The organism is Muriicola sp. E247, assembly GCF_041358175.1.
Taxonomy (GTDB): domain Bacteria; phylum Bacteroidota; class Bacteroidia; order Flavobacteriales; family Flavobacteriaceae; genus Muriicola.
In genome coordinates this window covers 37,320-55,044 of the sequence record NZ_JBGKBE010000011.1, presented here as the reverse complement: position 1 = coordinate 55,044, position 17,725 = coordinate 37,320, and the positions used below count along the sequence as shown (strand labels likewise).

General features: G+C 42.9%; 14 protein-coding genes. 13 read left to right on the top strand and 1 reads right to left on the bottom strand.

Annotated elements, in window-relative coordinates:
• The first annotated feature begins 32 nt into the window (after positions 1–32).
• From nrfD to ACA086_RS13505, 7 genes are all read left to right on the top strand, one after another.
• Positions 33–1,760, top strand: coding sequence for an NrfD/PsrC family molybdoenzyme membrane anchor subunit (nrfD, locus tag ACA086_RS13535; RefSeq protein ID WP_371003883.1), 1,728 nt, complete (start codon positions 33–35; stop codon positions 1,758–1,760).
• Between the two features lie 5 nt (positions 1,761–1,765).
• Positions 1,766–2,287, top strand: a complete 522-nt coding sequence (locus ACA086_RS13530; RefSeq protein ID WP_369746943.1) for a DUF3341 domain-containing protein — start codon at positions 1,766–1,768, stop codon at positions 2,285–2,287.
• 10 nt (positions 2,288–2,297) lie between these two features.
• Positions 2,298–2,858 carry a cytochrome c gene (locus ACA086_RS13525; protein ID WP_371003882.1) on the top strand — a complete coding sequence of 187 codons (561 nt, stop codon included), beginning with the start codon at positions 2,298–2,300 and terminating at the stop codon, positions 2,856–2,858.
• 16 nt (positions 2,859–2,874) lie between these two features.
• Complete coding sequence (locus ACA086_RS13520; RefSeq protein ID WP_371003881.1) at positions 2,875–4,197, top strand: quinol:cytochrome C oxidoreductase; 1,323 nt, start codon at positions 2,875–2,877, stop codon at positions 4,195–4,197.
• Positions 4,198–4,225: 28 nt separating this feature from the next.
• Positions 4,226–5,284, top strand: coding sequence for a cytochrome c oxidase subunit II (locus tag ACA086_RS13515; RefSeq protein ID WP_371003879.1), 1,059 nt, complete (start codon positions 4,226–4,228; stop codon positions 5,282–5,284).
• A gap of 49 nt (positions 5,285–5,333) precedes the next feature.
• Complete coding sequence (locus ACA086_RS13510) at positions 5,334–7,154, top strand: cbb3-type cytochrome c oxidase subunit I (RefSeq protein WP_371003878.1); 1,821 nt, start codon at positions 5,334–5,336, stop codon at positions 7,152–7,154.
• Between the two features lie 139 nt (positions 7,155–7,293).
• Positions 7,294–8,133 (top strand): GIN domain-containing protein, encoded by an 840-nt coding sequence (locus tag ACA086_RS13505; protein WP_371003877.1) that lies wholly within the window; start codon positions 7,294–7,296, stop codon positions 8,131–8,133.
• 57 nt (positions 8,134–8,190) lie between these two features.
• Here ACA086_RS13505 and pckA read toward each other — a convergent pair whose 3' ends face one another.
• Positions 8,191–9,792 carry a phosphoenolpyruvate carboxykinase (ATP) gene (gene pckA / locus ACA086_RS13500; RefSeq protein ID WP_371003876.1) on the bottom strand — a complete coding sequence of 534 codons (1,602 nt, stop codon included), beginning with the start codon at positions 9,790–9,792 and terminating at the stop codon, positions 8,191–8,193.
• A gap of 160 nt (positions 9,793–9,952) precedes the next feature.
• Between pckA and ruvB the strand changes: the two genes are divergently transcribed.
• The 6 genes from ruvB (at position 9,953) to ruvA (ending at position 17,724) form a co-directional block, all read left to right on the top strand.
• Positions 9,953–10,975, top strand: coding sequence for a Holliday junction branch migration DNA helicase RuvB (gene ruvB, locus ACA086_RS13495; protein WP_369746950.1), 1,023 nt, complete (start codon positions 9,953–9,955; stop codon positions 10,973–10,975).
• A complete protein-coding gene (locus tag ACA086_RS13490; RefSeq protein WP_371003874.1) occupies positions 10,976–12,313 on the top strand; it encodes a cytochrome P450 in 1,338 nt (445 codons plus the stop codon). It begins immediately after the preceding gene.
• A complete protein-coding gene (gene queG / locus ACA086_RS13485; RefSeq protein ID WP_371003873.1) occupies positions 12,306–13,226 on the top strand; it encodes a tRNA epoxyqueuosine(34) reductase QueG in 921 nt (306 codons plus the stop codon). Before ACA086_RS13490 ends, queG begins: the two co-directional genes overlap by 8 nt.
• Before the next feature lie 144 nt (positions 13,227–13,370).
• Positions 13,371–14,684, top strand: a complete 1,314-nt coding sequence (locus tag ACA086_RS13480) for an MFS transporter (RefSeq protein WP_371003872.1) — start codon at positions 13,371–13,373, stop codon at positions 14,682–14,684.
• A gap of 118 nt (positions 14,685–14,802) precedes the next feature.
• A complete protein-coding gene (locus ACA086_RS13475; protein WP_371003871.1) occupies positions 14,803–17,106 on the top strand; it encodes an NADP-dependent malic enzyme in 2,304 nt (767 codons plus the stop codon).
• A gap of 36 nt (positions 17,107–17,142) precedes the next feature.
• On the top strand, positions 17,143–17,724 hold the full coding sequence (gene ruvA, locus ACA086_RS13470; protein ID WP_371003869.1) for a Holliday junction branch migration protein RuvA: 582 nt from the start codon (positions 17,143–17,145) through the stop codon (positions 17,722–17,724).
• Position 17,725: the final 1 nt, after the last annotated feature.

Here is a 17,725-nt window from a genome sequence, read left to right as displayed (position 1 = left end):
GAAATAGAAATACCTAACTATAACAAATATCTATGGCGTCGCATTACGAAGCACCTATAAGAAAACCCCTTGTTATTGGAGACAAAAGCTACCACGACGTATCGGTAGATATCGCGGCTCCTATAGAAGGAAGGGCCAACAGGCAATGGTGGATTGTATTTTCCATAGCCCTGGCAGCACTCCTTTGGGGGATTGGTGCTATTATTTATACTATTTCCACGGGTATTGGTACTTGGGGACTTAACAAAACGGTAAACTGGGCCTGGGACATTACCAACTTTGTATGGTGGGTAGGTATCGGGCATGCAGGAACCCTTATTTCCGCAGTACTGCTTCTTTTCCGTCAGAAATGGAGAATGGCGATCAACAGATCGGCCGAGGCCATGACGATCTTTTCGGTTATCCAGGCAGGACTCTTTCCCATCATTCACATGGGAAGACCATGGCTGGCTTACTGGGTGGTTCCGATACCGAACCAATTTGGATCCCTCTGGGTTAATTTTAACTCTCCTCTTTTATGGGATGTTTTTGCAATCTCAACCTATTTGTCTGTTTCCCTGGTATTCTGGTGGACAGGCCTACTCCCTGATTTTGCGATGATTAGAGACAGGGCTGTTAAACCTTTCCAGAAAAAGATATACGGTCTGGTAAGTTTTGGCTGGACAGGAAGGGCTAAAGACTGGCAGCGTTTTGAAGAAGTATCACTTGTACTTGCCGGATTGGCAACACCTCTGGTACTTTCTGTACATACTATTGTATCATTCGACTTCGCCACGTCGGTTATTCCGGGATGGCATACCACTATATTTCCTCCCTACTTTGTTGCGGGTGCGATATTTTCTGGCTTTGCAATGGTTCAGACCTTACTTATCATTATGAGGAAGGTAAGTAACCTGGAAGCCTATATTACGGTACAGCACATCGAGTTGATGAATATTATCATCATGGTAACCGGGTCTATAGTAGGTTGTGCGTATATCACAGAATTATTCATCGCCTGGTATTCCGGTGTGGAATACGAACAGTATGCCTTCCTCAACAGAGCCACAGGTCCTTACTGGTGGGCGTATTTGCTGATGATGAGTTGTAATGTGGTTTCGCCACAGGTGATGTGGTTTAAAAAGATCAGAACCAGTATTGTTATCTCCTTTGTAATATCAATAGTGGTGAACATAGGAATGTGGTTCGAGCGATTTGTAATTATCGTAACTTCATTGCACCGCGATTACCTGCCATCTTCCTGGACAATGTTCTCTCCCACTTTTGTGGATATCGGGATATTTATCGGTACGATCGGATTTTTCTTTGTTCTTTTCCTCCTCTATGCCAGGACATTCCCGGTGATAGCTCAGGCAGAGGTAAAATCGATCCTGAAATCCTCAGGATCCAGGTATAAGAAATTAAGGGACGCCGGAAAACCATTATATCAAATGCCTTCGGGTATCGCCGCCGCTCCTAAGGAGGAAGTTAAAGTAGCGGATATATCATCCCCAAAAAATGAAACAAAAGCAGCTGACCTGCTATCCAAATTGGGAACTTTTGACCCCAGCACGGATAAGGCAGATGACCTGAAGAAAGTGAAAGGGATCGGACCTAAAATGGAACAGACCCTTAATCAGATTGGTATTTACACCTTTGCTCAGGTGAGCAGGATGACAAATGCTGAGTACGATATGCTCGACGAAATAACCGGGGCATTCCCCGGAAGGGCACAACGTGACGACTGGGCCGGACAGGCAAAGAAATTAAACAAGAATTAGTAATTATGGCCTCTAAAGTTATACATGCTTATTACAACGATGATGACATCCTGATGCAGGCTGTCAAAAAGGTAAAAGCGACCAAACATCATATTGAGGAAGTGTATTGTCCTTTTCCGGTGCACGGGCTCGATAAAGCCATGGGTCTGGCACCTACAAGGATTGCCATAACCTCTTTTATGTACGGCTGTCTCGGACTGATAGTGGCTATCGTTATGATGAATTACATCATGATAGAAGACTGGCCACAGGACATTGGTGGTAAACCTAGTTTTACCTATATAGAAAATATGCCGGCTTTTGTGCCCATTATGTTTGAGCTTACTGTATTCTTCGCAGCACACTTAATGGTGATTACTTTTTATTTGCGAAGCAGATTATGGCCTTTTAAAAAGGCAGAAAACCCCGACGTAAGAACCACTGATGATCATTTTGTGATGGAAATTGAGGTTCACGGCGATGAAAACGGACTAATGACGATGTTACAGGAATCAGGTGCCGTTGAGATAAATAAGGTAGAAAAGTAGTACTGGAAATATGAAGAAAATACTTAACATAGGAATTTTATTCACGGCTGTTTTAGCAATGGTTTCCTGCGCTGATAAAGATAGCCCAAACTATCAGTACATGCCCAATATGTATTTTCCGGTAGGGTATGAAACTTATCAGAAGGTAGATTTTCTACCAGCCGGCACGGAGGCAATGACACCGGCCGAAAATTCCATATCCAGAGGTTGGCTCCCTTATGAATTTGCCAATGACCTTGCAGGTAAAGATATGGCCAGGTTACAACCCAGTCCGCTCGATTCACTCAATGCAGAGGAGAATCTTGCTGTGGGAAAGGAATTATACGATATCTATTGTGCCATTTGTCACGGGCCGAAAGGGGCAGGACAGGGTACTTTGGTGAAACGGGAGAAGATTCTTGGCGTTCCCTCCTATGCCGATGCCGCCAGAAATATCAGTGTAGGCTCAACCTATCATACGATTTATTACGGCCTAAATTCAATGGGGTCCTACGCCGGGCAATTGAATTACAAAGAGCGCTGGCAGGTATCAGAATACGTAATGAAACTGAAGCAGGACCTAACTAAATAAGACACAGACTTAAACTATGTATACGTTTTCTAACAGACTTAAAATCGGAGCAATTGTCCTTATGGCCCTGGGAATCGTCGGAATGGGTGTAGGATTCGTTTCTGTCCCTTCTTCTCCTGAAGAAGCCAAGGCGATGGTAGCGGCTCATGATGATGGCCACGGAGATTCTCATGCTGAAGAAGGTCAACATCTGGCAGAGGATACTGCCCACGCAGGAACTGCTGATCACGATGCCGCTCATGACGAACACCTGATGCACCAATTACAGAACAGACCCTGGTCAGCCGTATATGTGGCAGCCTTCTTTTTCTTTATGATTGCTCTAGGGGTTCTGGCTTTTTATGCGATCCAACGGGCAGCGCAGGCAGGTTGGTCTCCTTTGCTCTTCCGGGTGATGGAAGGAATTACTGCCTATCTGGTACCCGGCGGTATCGCTGTTTTTGTTCTTCTTGTACTCTCCGTCATGCACTTTAATCATATGTTTGTCTGGATGGATGCTGATGTGGTGGCAGAGGATGCTTTATTGCAGGGCAAGGCCGGATATCTTAATCCAACCTTTTTTCTAATAAGAGCTGCTATATTTCTTGGTGGATGGATCTTATACAGGGAAATTTCGAGAAGGTTATCCCTGGCCCAGGATGAGGCAAGTGACAACCGAAATTTTGTAAAGAATTTCAGATGGTCTGCAGGGTTCCTGGTTTTTTACCTGGTTACCGAATCCATGATGTCATGGGACTGGATTATGAGTGTAGATCCACATTGGTTTAGCACCCTCTTTGGATGGTATGTTTTTGCGAGTATGATGGTATCTGGTATCACGGTAATTGCTATGATCACTATTTACTTAAAATCAAAAGGATACCTCCCGGACGTCAATGACAGTCATATCCACGATTTGGCGAAATTCATGTTTGGATTCAGTATTTTCTGGACGTACCTTTGGTTCAGTCAGTTTATGCTGATCTGGTATGCCAATATTCCTGAAGAAGTTACCTATTTTGTCACCAGGATAGAAGATTATAAATTACCCTTTTTCGGGATGGTTGCATTGAATTTTGTTTTTCCGTTGCTCCTTCTGATGAACAGCGATTACAAAAGGATTAACTGGTTTGTGGTAATGACGGGAATAGTTATCCTTGCAGGACACTATATTGATGTTTTCAACATGGTGATGCCCGGAACTGTTGGAGATCAGTGGTCAATTGGCATCCCTGAATTAGGAGCAGTTTGTTTCTTTGCCGGTGCATTTATTCTCTGGGTTTTCAGAGCGCTCACCAAGGTGCCTTTGCAGCCCAAACGAAATCCGTTTATTGAAGAGAGCAGACATTTTCACTATTAATGATTACAGAAACCTATTAGTTTAGATAATGACGACATTACTTACGATTTTTGTTTTAATCTTAGTGGCAATTGCAATCTGGCAGATGACCAAGATCTTTGAATTGTCTCAGATTAAGGCAGATAACTCTCAGGTGGCTAACGATAAGGACAACAAGTACAACGGGTACCTTATGTTCGCCTTCCTGATCTTTATTTACGCGATTACCATCTTTAGTTTCTGGAAGTATACTAAAGTATTACTGCCTGAAGCAGCTTCCGAGCACGGAGGTGAGTACGACAGCCTTATGCTCTGGTCCTTTGTGATCATCTTTATTGTACAGACCATAACACAGGCTCTTCTGCATTATTTCTCTTATAAATACAAGGGAGAAAAAGGGAAAAAGGCCCTGTTCTATGCTGATAATGATCGTCTGGAATTTATCTGGACCATCATTCCTGTTGTTGTACTGGCCGGACTCATCCTTTGGGGACTATACACCTGGACCAATATTATGGATGTCAATGATGAGGACGACCCTCTGATCGTTGAACTATACGCCCAGCAGTTTAACTGGACTGCCCGATATGGCGGAGGGGATAATGTACTGGGAGGAGCCAATGTCAGGATGATTGACATCGATAGGGCTAATGTCCTTGGATTGGATGAATCAGATCCCTATTCAGGAGATGATGTGATTGTAAAGGAATTGCACCTGCCGGTTGGCCGAAAAGTCAATTTCAGATTTCGTTCTCAGGACGTATTGCATTCGGCTTATATGCCGCATTTCAGGGCACAGATGAATTGTGTACCGGGGATGATCACCGAATTCTCTTTCACCCCAACCATTACCACTGAGGAAATGCGTCTCAAACCCGACGTAATTGATAAAGTAAAAAGAACCAATGCCATCAGAGCCGAAAGAGCTGCCAATGGCGAACCGAATTCAGATCCATGGGAATTCGACTATGTTTTGCTCTGCAACAAGATTTGTGGTAAATCTCATTACAATATGCAGATGAAGATCATCGTGGAAAGCGAAGAGGAATACAATGCATGGATGGAAAGTCAGCAAACCTTTTCTCAGTTGATGGCTTCCATGAATTAAAGTAAAAATAAGGCTAGAAAAGAAAATTAATATAAAATTAAATTAGATTATGTCTGCTACAGCACATGCACAAGTTGATGATCACGCACATGATCATGGACATCATCACAAAGAGACTTTTGTTACCAAATATATCTTTAGTCAGGATCACAAAATGATCTCCAAACAATACCTGGTAACAGGATTGATTATGGGGATTATTGGTATAGCCATGTCTCTCCTTTTTAGGATGCAGCTGGCCTGGCCCGGAGAATCCTTCCCCATTTTTGAAGCCTTACTTGGAAAGTGGGCGCCCGATGGAGTGATGGATGCTGACGTATACCTTGCACTCGTTACCATACACGGTACCATTATGGTATTCTTCGTGCTTACAGCCGGACTGAGTGGGACGTTTAGTAACCTTCTTATTCCCCTGCAGATTGGTGCAAGAGATATGGCATCTGGGTTTTTAAACATGTTGTCTTACTGGATGTTTTTTACATCCAGTGTAATAATGGTGATATCACTTTTTGTTGAAGCCGGTCCTGCTGCTGCGGGATGGACCATCTATCCTCCCCTTAGCGCCTTGCCAATGGCACAACCCGGTTCGGGTATGGGAATGACCCTGTGGTTGGTTTCTATGGCCATTTTTATCGCTTCATCTTTGTTGGGATCATTAAATTATATTGTAACAGTAATCAACCTCAGGACAAAAGGTATGTCAATGACTCGACTGCCATTGACGATCTGGGCGTTTTTCGTTACAGCGATCATTGGGGTTGTATCTTTCCCGGTTCTTTTGTCGGCAGCTTTATTGCTTATAATGGACAGGAGTTTTGGTACCTCTTTCTTCTTGTCAGATATATTTATCCAGGGAGAAGTGCTGCATTATCAGGGAGGCTCTCCGGTATTGTACGAACACCTGTTTTGGTTCCTGGGTCACCCGGAAGTATACATTGTATTATTACCAGCCCTCGGAATCACTTCTGAAGTGATGTCTACCAATGCGAGAAAACCGATCTTTGGTTACAGGGCAATGGTTGCTTCAATTTTAGCGATCGCCTTCCTTTCAACAATCGTATGGGGGCACCATATGTTTATTTCAGGGATGAATCCCTTCCTGGGATCTGTCTTTACCTTCACTACATTATTGATTGCCATTCCATCAGCAGTAAAGGCCTTCAACTATATAACAACACTTTGGAAAGGGAATCTGCAATTAAATCCCGCCATGCTATTCTCAATCGGATTGGTTTCTACCTTTATCACAGGGGGTCTTACCGGGATCATTTTAGGTGATAGCACATTGGATATCAACGTACACGATACGTACTTCGTTGTGGCGCACTTTCACCTAGTGATGGGGATCTCAGCCTTATATGGTTTGTTTGCAGGGGTTTATCACTGGTTCCCAAAGATGTACAAACGCATGATGAACAAAAACCTGGGATATGTACATTTCTGGGTGACGGCCATCTGTGCCTATGGAGTTTTCTTCCCTATGCATTTTGTGGGAATGGCAGGAGTACCCAGAAGATATTACGAGAATACAGCATTTCCTATGTTCGACGAGCTTACCGATGTGAATATTTTAATCACGGTCTTCGCTCTTATAGCAGGAGCAGCTCAATTGGTATTCCTTTACAACTTTATCCACAGTATGTTCTACGGAAAACCCACTGAACAGAATCCATGGAAATCTAATACTCTCGAATGGACCGCGCCAATTGAACATTTCCACGGAAACTGGGAGGGTGAAATTCCTCACGTACATCGCTGGGCATATGACTACAGTAAGACTTTGCCTAATGGTGACTACGTAATTAAAGACCAGGATTTCGTCCCTCAGGATGTTCCATTACAGGAAGATGAAGAGGAACTACAACACTAACTTCTTTTGCGAATTTATACGGACCCATCCCCTGATATTGTCAGTGGATGGGTTTTTTGATTTTAAGAGGGTCTGATGTACTACTTACACATTTTGTAATATCTTTAATTGAAATTAAAGACCTAAAATTGATCCTCTTATGAAAATAATACTCAGATCCCTCATCCTCATTTTAATATGTCATAGTATAGGGATTCAGGCACAGCGCAAACCGAAAATTAAAGGGAACAGAGATGTTGTCGAAGTTAGTGAATCCTTACCCCCTTTCTCTGCTATTGAGCTCAGGGATGATCTGGATATCGTCCTGAAAAGAGCCCCCGGAGAAGCGTATCAGATCACCGCCGATGACAATTTGATTGATGTGCTAAAGTTTAAAGTTGAGAATGGGGTGTTGGTTGTTTCCTCCTTCTACCAGATCACGGCAAAAAAAGAATTGTCAATTCAAATTTCATATGTGCAACTCAATCAGGTTACGCTACTTGACGGACGTATTTCCACTGCGGAAGGAGAGCGTATCAATTCGGAAGAATTAGTTATACAAGCTGAGGGATTATCACGTATCAAACTGGATGCCGACGCAGGACAATTAAGTCTTAACATGCAGGATAACACCAGGGGTAACTTTACCCTGACCGCCGATTCCCTTTCCGTTCAATTAAAACACAAAGCGGACGCTACAGTATATGCCAACGCTTTTACAGGAAAAATTTATTTAAAGGATAACGCTCTTTTGCAGATAGACGGGACTTCAAATAATCTGGAGTTGATGAGTAGAGACAACGCCAAAATACGGGCAGTTGACCTTGCAGCTGATCGACTTTCCGCTACACTTGCGGGTAGTTCGGATACCAGGATAATGGCTCTGGAACATACCGAACTCAATCTTACGGAGAAGGCCAGGTGTTATCTCTTCGGGGATCCCGAGATTTCACTCCTCACTTTTAAGGACAGCGCTGAATTATTTAAAAGAAATAAATAAGGTCCCCTTTCCTTGACGAAAAGAGGACCTTTATTAAATAATTGCTAGATAGCTTCCTTAGGACTGCATAGACATGGAACTCTTTGGTCCTGCATTTACAATCTCCTTATTTACATTCTCCTCAAACTTTTTAAAGTTCTCGTTAAAGAGGGTCACTAATTTGTCCTTTACCTCCTCATAACGCGATTTGTCATCCCAGGTATTTTTAGGAATCAATACCTCTGATGGTACCCCGGGGCAGGATTCCGGAATCATAAAGCCAAACTCTTCATCTTTGATATAGTTTACATTCTCAAAATCCTTATGATGAATCGCATCGATCATCGCTCTTGTATATTTGAGTTTAATTCTCGACCCCACTCCATGGGCACCTCCTGTCCATCCTGTATTTACAAGCCAGGCTGTAGCCTTGTGTTCCTTGATTTTTTGTGCCAGGAGTTCAGCGTACTTGTTGGGATGCCACATCATAAATGCTGCACCAAAGCAAGCGCTAAAGGTGGCCTGTGGTTCGGTAACGCCCATTTCTGTTCCGGCAACTTTAGCAGTATATCCTGAGATAAAGTGATAACTGGCCTGTTCCGGTGTGAGTTTACTCACAGGAGGCAGAACTCCAAAAGCATCACAGGTAAGGAAAATGATATTTTCCGGATGCCCCGCAACGCATGGAATCTGTACATTTTCGATAAAATCAATAGGATAGGATGCCCTTGTATTCTGAGTGATGGAAGTATCCGTGTAATCAACTTCGCGTGTGGCCTTATCATAAACTACATTTTCGAGTACAGTCCCGAATTTGATCGCATTAAAGATATCCGGTTCATTTTCTGCAGAAAGGTTGATGGCTTTCGCATAACATCCTCCTTCTATATTAAAGGTACCTTCGTCTGTCCAGCAGTGTTCGTCGTCCCCGATGAGTTTTCGTTTTGGGTCGGCACTCAAGGTTGTTTTACCGGTTCCGGAAAGACCAAATAATATACTTACATCGCCTTCATTTCCTACATTGGCTGAACAGTGCATAGGAAGTACTTCCTCTAATGGCATCAGGTAGTTCATAATGGAGAAAATACCCTTTTTCATTTCTCCGGCATACTGGGTTCCCAGGATCACAACCTCCTTTTCTTCCAGGTTAAGATCAACGCTGGTTTTAGATGTCATTTCTGATGTGTAACGGTTTGCGGGGAAGCCACCGCCGTTAAAGATTACGTAATCAGGTTCTCCGAAATTGGCTAGTTCCCCTTCAGTTGGCATGATCAGCATATTCTGCATAAACAGAGCGTGATACGCCCGTGTACAAATAATCCTCACCTTAAGACGATACTTTGGATCCCAGCCTGCAAAGGCATCAACCACGTATATTCTGGGTCGTGTATTGAGGTAATCCAGTGCCCGCTCTCTGTTAACCATATAAGTGTGTTCATCCAGACCTATATTAATATCGCCCCAGTCGATATTCTTCTCAGAATCGGGATTTCTCACGATACGCTTGTCTTTTGGGCTCCTTCCTGTCTTTTCCCCTGAGTAAACCAAAAGGGCACCAACATCGGAGATGGCTGTTCCTTTTTCCTGCCTCAGGCCTAATTCGTATAGTACAGGTACACTACTGTTCCTATATATCTCTTCTACTTCTATTCCGTACTTTTTCAGATCAAATGTTCCCATGAAATGTGATTTAAATAATTGGTTGAATTTCTACTGCAAAGAAGCGAATTATATAGATTTAAAAAGATGACTTTTATCATGATAAAGATTTCTTAATAAATGCCTTGGTGTAGTCTTCCAGGGCCGGAAATCCGACTTGATTTTCACTATCTTTGATTTTATGAACGAGCATCTCGATCCCACTGCTGAAAATTTCTCTCAGGAAGAACTCGATATTGAAAGGGCGTTAAGGCCCATTTCCTTTGATGATTTCACAGGGCAGGAATCAGTTTTAGAAAACCTGCAGATCTTTGTACAGGCAGCAAATTTAAGAGATGAGGCCCTTGATCATACTTTGTTCCACGGCCCCCCTGGCCTGGGAAAAACTACTTTGGCTCACATCCTTGCAAACGAATTAGGTGTAGGGATAAAAGTGACCTCCGGGCCTGTTCTTGACAAGCCGGGAGATCTCGCCGGCCTATTGACTAACCTGGAAGAGCGGGATGTTTTGTTTATTGATGAAATTCATCGCCTGAGTCCGATTGTGGAAGAGTATCTCTATTCAGCCATGGAGGATTACAAAATTGATATTATGATTGAAACCGGACCCAATGCAAGGTCGGTTCAAATCAATTTACATCCCTTCACCCTCATAGGGGCAACTACGAGATCAGGATTACTGACTGCTCCTATGCGTGCTCGGTTTGGGATTCAAAGCAGATTGCAATACTACAGCACCGAACTCTTGTCCACCATTGTGGAACGCAGTGCTGAAATCCTCAAAGTTCCGATTACCCATGAGGCGGCCATTGAGATCGCCGGTAGGAGTAGAGGTACTCCGAGGATATGCAATGCCTTGTTGAGAAGAATTCGAGATTTTGCACAGATCAAAGGAAATGGCAAAATCGATATCGAGATTTCAAAATACGGCCTAAAAGCGCTGAATGTGGATACTCACGGCCTTGATGAGATGGACAATAAGATATTACTGACTATCATTGACAAATTTAAAGGCGGTCCTGTGGGGATTTCAACCCTGGCTACGGCTGTTTCTGAAAGTGCTGAGACTATTGAGGAAGTATATGAACCTTTTCTAATTCAACAGGGCTTTATCATGAGGACACCTAGAGGAAGGGAGGTCACCGAACTGGCGTATAAACATCTGGGGAGGATCAAAGGAGGTACTCAGCCCGGACTTTTTTAAATGCGACAACTCACTACGGTTTCACAATGGGAAGTGATAAGAAATCGGAAACGAATTCTGGCAAATCCCTTGCCCTTCCACTCAGAAAATTTTCAGAAATACGGTGACACTTTTAGGGTAAAGGTCGGGCCCCACCAAACCATCATATTTACCCGCGATCCTGAGATAGTCCGGCAAGTCCTTCAAAAGCAACATAAAAAATTCAAAAAGTCGTCCCTGCAAACTAAAGATCTGGCCAAGTATATCGGCCATGGTTTATTAACAGCAGAGGGAGAGCATTGGCGAACTCAGCGACGGATGATACAGCCCGCCTTTCACAAGAAAAAACTAGCTGGCCTCCTCGGAACTATGCATAAGGCAATCAGAGAGGAACTCTCAGGTATTATTGAGAATGAGGAGCAGGATGTCTTTCCCCTGATGGGAGATCTGGCCTTTCAGGTAGTAGCCAAATCGCTATTCAGTAAGACGGATATCCGCGAGAAAATGCGGGAATTGCAGCATATCACAGAGACCAATCAAAAAATGTTGATTCGGGAAATGAGGCAACCTTACCTTGTTTGGTGGTTTAAGTTGAGTGGACAATTGAGAAAACACCTCAATTATTCCGAAGATAGCAGAGTCTTACTCAATGAGCTCATTGAGGACAGAGTCCGCCAAGGGGGAGAAGAAGACGATCTGCTGGATATGCTTCTTAAAGCTACCTATGAGGACGGCACACACATGGAAAGGAAGCAACTAATTGATGAAGTTTTGATTCTTTTTACCGCAGGACATGAAACCACAGCCAATGCCCTGAGTTTTGCCCTTTTCCTTCTGGCCAGACATCCGGAAATACAAGAACAGGTCTATCAAGAGGTATCTGATAATAAAATAAACGATGATGATTACCTTTCCTGGTTATCAAAATTAAATTTTGCGCAGCAGTGCATCGAAGAGGCCATGAGATTGTATCCCCCGGTGTACGTGATCGATCGTATGGCAAAAGAGGATATCGAACTCTCAGGATACAATTTCAAAAAAGGAAGTATGCTTTTGATGTCGGTTTACGAATTACACCGGTACAGTGCCTTCTGGAAATCCCCGAAATCATTTCAACCGGAACGTTTCGAAAAGGAAAAGAAAAAAGAGATGGGACCGTATTACTACCCCTTTGGAGCCGGGCCCCGAATGTGTATTGGCAATAATTTCGCTATGTATGAAATGATTTTGACCATCAGTGAAATAGTAAAGAAGTTCAAGGTTTCATCAACCTATCCTGAAGTGGAGTTGGTTCCTCTGATTTCCCTCAAGCCAAAGGAAGTCAGGTTGAAATTTGAAAAACGCATCGAACTTGAGTGACCTTAGTAAAAATACCCGACTAATTAAGGCAGAGGCAAAAAGGCTCGGATTTCTCTCCTGTGGAATTTCCAAAGCCGATTTTCTGGAGGAAGAAGCGCCGCGATTAGAACAATGGCTCAAGAATAATATGCACGGGGAAATGGCATATATGGAGAATCATTTTGATAAAAGGCTCGATCCGCGAAAATTGGTCGAAGGCTCTAAATCCGTCATTTCATTAATCCTCAATTATTTTCCGGAGAGAGAACAAAATGAAGACACATATAAAATTTCAAAATATGCCTATGGCAAGGACTACCATCACGTCATCAAATCCAAACTCAAAGAACTTCACAACTTTATTGAAGAAGAAATAGGTGATGTTCACGGCCGTGCATTTGTAGATTCCGCTCCGGTTCTGGATAAAGCCTGGGCAGCGAAGAGCGGACTGGGCTGGATAGGAAAGCACAGTAATCTTCTAACTCAGCAAGTAGGGTCGTTCTACTTTATCGCAGAACTTATTGTCGATCTCGAACTCGAGTATGATCATCCTGTTACCGATCATTGTGGCAGTTGTACTGCCTGTATTGATGCCTGTCCCACGGAAGCAATTATTCAGCCTTATGTGGTAGATGGAAGCAAGTGTATTTCCTACCTCACAATTGAATTAAAGAATGAGATTCCGGCATCCTTTAAAGGGAAGATGGACGATTGGATTTTTGGCTGTGATGTTTGTCAGGACGTGTGTCCCTGGAATCGTTTTTCAAAAGCCCATTCAGAGCCACTTTTTGATCCACATCCCGAGATGTTGGAGATGAACAGAAAAGATTGGGAAGAGATTACGGAAGAGGTATTCAAGAAGGTATTTCGCAGTTCTGCAGTAAAACGGACGAAATTTAGCGGACTAAAAAGAAACATCGAATTTCTTAAATAACTCTACCACAACTACATTGATTTTGTTTAAAACTCATTTTTACCGCGGAGACTTTAACAAAAACAATGATAAAACCCTATATTGAGAACTTGTTATTTGAGGAATAAAATAGCGTAAAATTCTAATTCGTAAACAAGGAAGACTATGAGAATTGGTAAACCGGAGTTAAGTTTTTGGCAGATCTTTAATATGAACGTTGGATTCTTAGGAATACAATACAGTTTCGGATTACAACAAACAGCAATTAACCCCATATTTCTTTATTTGGGTGCGCCTGAAGAAATGCTACCCATTTTGAATATCGCAGGGCCGGTTACGGGATTAGTGGTGCAACCCATTATTGGAGCAATATCAGATAAAACCTGGTCACCAAAATGGGGTAGGCGGAAACCCTTCTTTTTGATAGGAGCAATAATAGGTAGTATCTGTCTCTTTGCTTTCCCAACGAGTCCGGTATTATGGTTTGCCGTTGGTTTACTGTGGATCTTGGATGTAGGAAACAATATGGCTATGGAGCCGTACAGGGCGTTTGTCGGGGATAAGCTTCCGGAAAAACAACTGAGTTTAGGCTATCAAATGCAAAGTCTTTTTGTGGGTGCAGGTATCTTATTGGCGATGGGCTCAATAGTTTTATTTCAAAAATTATTTGGGGCTGAAACCGTTTCGGGAGACGGTGTCATTCCTACCTGGATGTATTATTCCTTTAGCCTGGGTGGAATATTGTCCGTGGCTACGGTTCTGTGGTCGGTTTTAAAAACTCCGGAAATCCCGCCATCAGAGGAAGAATTAGCAGAAATTAATGAAGCAAAAAATAAGCCTTTTATAAAAAAAGTGGCTCAGCCTTTTAACGAAATAGCTATTGCGATAAAAGAAATGCCAAAATTTATGTGGAAACTTTCCCTGGTATATCTTTTTCAATGGTATGCGCTTTTTGTTTATTGGCAGTATATAACCCCATTATTTATGAAAACAATGGGTTTTGGTATTTCTGAAGCTGCATCACAATCGGCTCAAATGAGTTTAACATATAATATCGTAACCATGGTGGTGGCCCTGGGATTAGTCCCATTAACTCTTAAATTCGGTAGTAAAAAGGTATATGCCTTTAGTTTAATAGGTACAGCAATTGCCTTATTTTCAATTCCATTTATTGATAATATGATACTTGTTTTAGCTCCAATGGTCTTATTTGGGATCGGTTGGGCAGCTATGATGGGTATTCCATATACTATGGTTTCAAAAGTAGTTCCTCAGGAACGACGCGGGGTTTATATGGGTATTTTGAATATGATGATCGTAATCCCTATGGGGATAGAAACCTTAACTTTTGGGCCCATTTATAAGTATTTGTTAGGAGGTAGTGCTGTAAACGCAATCCTTTTTGGCGGCGTATTTTTTGTGATCGCAGCAGCTCTGGCCTTACGACTTAATGTAGCTGAGGCTAGAAGCAAAAGATAAAATAACAGACATCATTAATTCCAATACTTTCTGTGGGACAAAGATGCTGTGATTTTGTATTTCCTGATAGGTTCGTATCAAAGGAAATACTCTTAAATTTGAAATCTAAATTAACTTGATGGCCAAAGACAAAAAAAAGCGGGAAGCACTTATTTACCACGCAAAACCCACTCCAGGTAAAATCAAAATTGTTCCCACCAAACCCTATGCAACCCAAAGAGACCTAGCCCTGGCTTATTCGCCCGGGGTTGCTGAACCTTGCCTGGAAATTGCCAAGAATATAGAGAATGTTTACAAGTACACTGCCAAGGGAAATTTTGTAGCCGTCATCTCTAATGGTACCGCCGTTTTAGGCCTGGGTGATATAGGTCCGGAAGCTTCCAAGCCGGTGATGGAAGGGAAATGTCTATTATTTAAAATATTCGCAGACATAGACGCGATCGACATTGAGCTCGATACCAAGGACATCGATAAGTTTGTGGAAACGGTGAAGACCATAGCGCCTTCCTTTGGAGGAATAAACTTAGAGGATATAAAGGCTCCTGAAGCCTTTGAAATTGAACGCCGTTTAAAAGAAGAGCTCAATATTCCGGTGATGCACGATGACCAGCACGGTACGGCCATCATCTCCTCCGCCGCCCTGATCAATGCCCTGGAACTCGCAGAGAAAAAAATAGGGAATGTACGGATTGTGATCAGCGGTGCCGGTGCCGCGGCAATTTCGTGTACCCGACTCTACAAGGCTTTCGGAGCGAGTGCAAATAATATCATCATGGTTGACAGCAAGGGTGTGATCCGAAAAGACCGGGAATCACTGACAGCTGAAAAACAGGAGTTTGCTACCGAACGGGATTTCCATACTCTGGAAGATGCCCTTAAAGATGCAGACGTTTTTATAGGTTTGTCCATAGCCGATACCATGAGTCCGGCCATGCTTAAATCCATGGCAGATAATCCAATTGTTTTCGCCATGGCGAATCCAGATCCGGAGATCAAGTACAATTTGGCCATTAAAACAAGGAAGGATGTTATCATGGCTACGGGCCGTTCCGATCATCCCAACCAGGTGAACAATGTGCTTGGGTTCCCTTTTATCTTCAGGGGCGCATTAGACGTTCGGGCAACCAAGATTAATGAAGAAATGAAGATGGCAGCGGTGAAAGCCCTCGCAAGTCTGGCCAAACAGCCTGTACCCGAACAGGTGAACATAGCCTATGGGGAAACCCGCTTAACTTTTGGGAAGGATTATATAATTCCAAAACCCTTTGATCCCCGTCTTATTGCTGAAATTCCGCCGGCAGTAGCCAAAGCGGCCATTGAAAGTGGGGTGGCTAAATTTCCGATCACAGATTGGGAAAAGTACAGGGAAGACTTACTACAGCGTTCAGGGGAAGACAATAAGGTGATGCGACTCCTGATGAGCAGGGCGAAAAGCAACCCCAAAAAGATCGTATTCGTAGAAGCAGATCAGCTTGATGTACTGAAAGCAGCTCAGATAGCCTATGAAGAGGGTATTGCCCATCCCATTTTACTAGGGAATACTGAGATCATCCAGGAACTGAAGAAAGAACTGGAATTCGATGCAGATGTACCTATAATTGACTATCAGGCAAAGAGTTCATTTGAAAAAAGGATGCACTATGCCCAGAAATACTGGGAAGCGAGAAGGCGGAATGGGGCTACTTTATACAGCGCAAAGAGCAGAATGCGTCAAAGAAATTATTTTGCTTCGATGATGATACTCGAAGGGGATGCAGATGGAATGATTTCAGGCTATTCTAGATCCTATGCATCTTCCATCAAACCCGTTTTTGAAGTCATAGGCCGGGCTGCCAACGTGTCTAAAGCAGCCACTGTCCATATCATGATCACAAATCGGGGTCCAATTTTTCTTGCCGACACTTCCATCAATATAGATCCAACAGCAGAAGAGCTTGCCGAAATTTCAATGATGACCGCAAACCTGGCTATGGCCTTTGGTTTTAATCCTGTAATGGCACTGTTGTCTTACTCCAATTTTGGATCATCTAATCACCCCCATGCAAGGAAAGTGAAAGAAGCCGTTAGGATTCTGCATGAAAACCATCCTGAACTTGTGGTGGATGGAGAAATACAAACCGATTTTGCCCTGAACAAGGATTTACATCAAAGTCAGTTCCCCTTCTCAAAAATAGCCGGAAAAAAGGTAAACACCCTGATTTTTCCAAATCTGGAGGCTGCGAACATCACCTATAAGTTATTGAAGGAGTTGCATGCTGCAGACACAATAGGTCCGGTCATGCTTGGCTTGAAAAGGCCAGTACATATTCTGCAATTGGGTGCCAGTGTGGAAGAAATGGTAAATATTACGGCCGTGGCAGTAATCGATGCCCAAGAAAGGGAAAAACGGAGGAAGGCAAAAAAAGGAAATACAAAGCACTAAAATTAAAGTACCAAACTAATATTATAATACCCTAGAATGATCACTCACCTTCAAGGCCGACTTGTAGAGAAACACCCAACGCATGTAGTTATTGACTGTGGAGGGATAGGATATTTTGTAAATATTTCTCTCCACACCTATTCTCAAATTCCGGATGCTGAAAATATCCGACTTTTTACCCATTTACAGGTCAAAGAAGATTCACACACACTTTTCGGATTTATAGAGGCTTCTGAGCGTGAAATATTTCGTTTACTACTGTCCGTTTCAGGCATTGGATCGAGTACTGCAAGGACTATGCTTTCTTCCATGACCCCCCATCAGACAAGAGATGCCATCGCACAGGGCGATGTTCCCGCCATTCAGGCGATAAAGGGTATTGGAGCAAAGACCGCACAAAGGGTTATCCTCGACCTGAAAGACAAAGTTTTAAAAATTTACGATCTGGACGAAGTTTACCCAAATTCAAACAATACAAAGAAAGATGAAGCGTTATCTGCTTTAGAGGTTCTTGGCTTTCAACGAAAGCAAGCCGAAAAGGCGGTTGACAAGGTTTTAGGCCAGGATACTTCACTAAGCGTAGAGAACATTATCAAACATGCGCTGAAAAATTTGTAAA

Excerpts from the sequence above, each read along its gene's own strand:
- ACA086_RS13505 (WP_371003877.1), top strand. The coding sequence starts at position 7,294 with ATGAAAATAATACTCAGATCCCTCATCCTCATTTTAATATGTCATAGT.
- ACA086_RS13530 (WP_369746943.1), top strand. The coding sequence starts at position 1,766 with ATGGCCTCTAAAGTTATACATGCTTATTACAACGATGATGACATCCTG.
- ACA086_RS13525 (WP_371003882.1), top strand. The coding sequence starts at position 2,298 with ATGAAGAAAATACTTAACATAGGAATTTTATTCACGGCTGTTTTAGCA.
- ACA086_RS13515 (WP_371003879.1), top strand. The coding sequence starts at position 4,226 with ATGACGACATTACTTACGATTTTTGTTTTAATCTTAGTGGCAATTGCA.
- ACA086_RS13475 (WP_371003871.1), top strand. The coding sequence starts at position 14,803 with ATGGCCAAAGACAAAAAAAAGCGGGAAGCACTTATTTACCACGCAAAA.
- ACA086_RS13490 (WP_371003874.1), top strand. The coding sequence starts at position 10,976 with ATGCGACAACTCACTACGGTTTCACAATGGGAAGTGATAAGAAATCGG.
- ACA086_RS13510 (WP_371003878.1), top strand. The coding sequence starts at position 5,334 with ATGTCTGCTACAGCACATGCACAAGTTGATGATCACGCACATGATCAT.
- ruvA (WP_371003869.1), top strand. The coding sequence starts at position 17,143 with ATGATCACTCACCTTCAAGGCCGACTTGTAGAGAAACACCCAACGCAT.
- ruvB (WP_369746950.1), top strand. The coding sequence starts at position 9,953 with ATGAACGAGCATCTCGATCCCACTGCTGAAAATTTCTCTCAGGAAGAA.
- nrfD (WP_371003883.1), top strand. The coding sequence starts at position 33 with ATGGCGTCGCATTACGAAGCACCTATAAGAAAACCCCTTGTTATTGGA.
- ACA086_RS13480 (WP_371003872.1), top strand. The coding sequence starts at position 13,371 with ATGAGAATTGGTAAACCGGAGTTAAGTTTTTGGCAGATCTTTAATATG.
- ACA086_RS13520 (WP_371003881.1), top strand. The coding sequence starts at position 2,875 with ATGTATACGTTTTCTAACAGACTTAAAATCGGAGCAATTGTCCTTATG.
- pckA (WP_371003876.1), bottom strand. The coding sequence starts at position 9,792 with ATGGGAACATTTGATCTGAAAAAGTACGGAATAGAAGTAGAAGAGATA.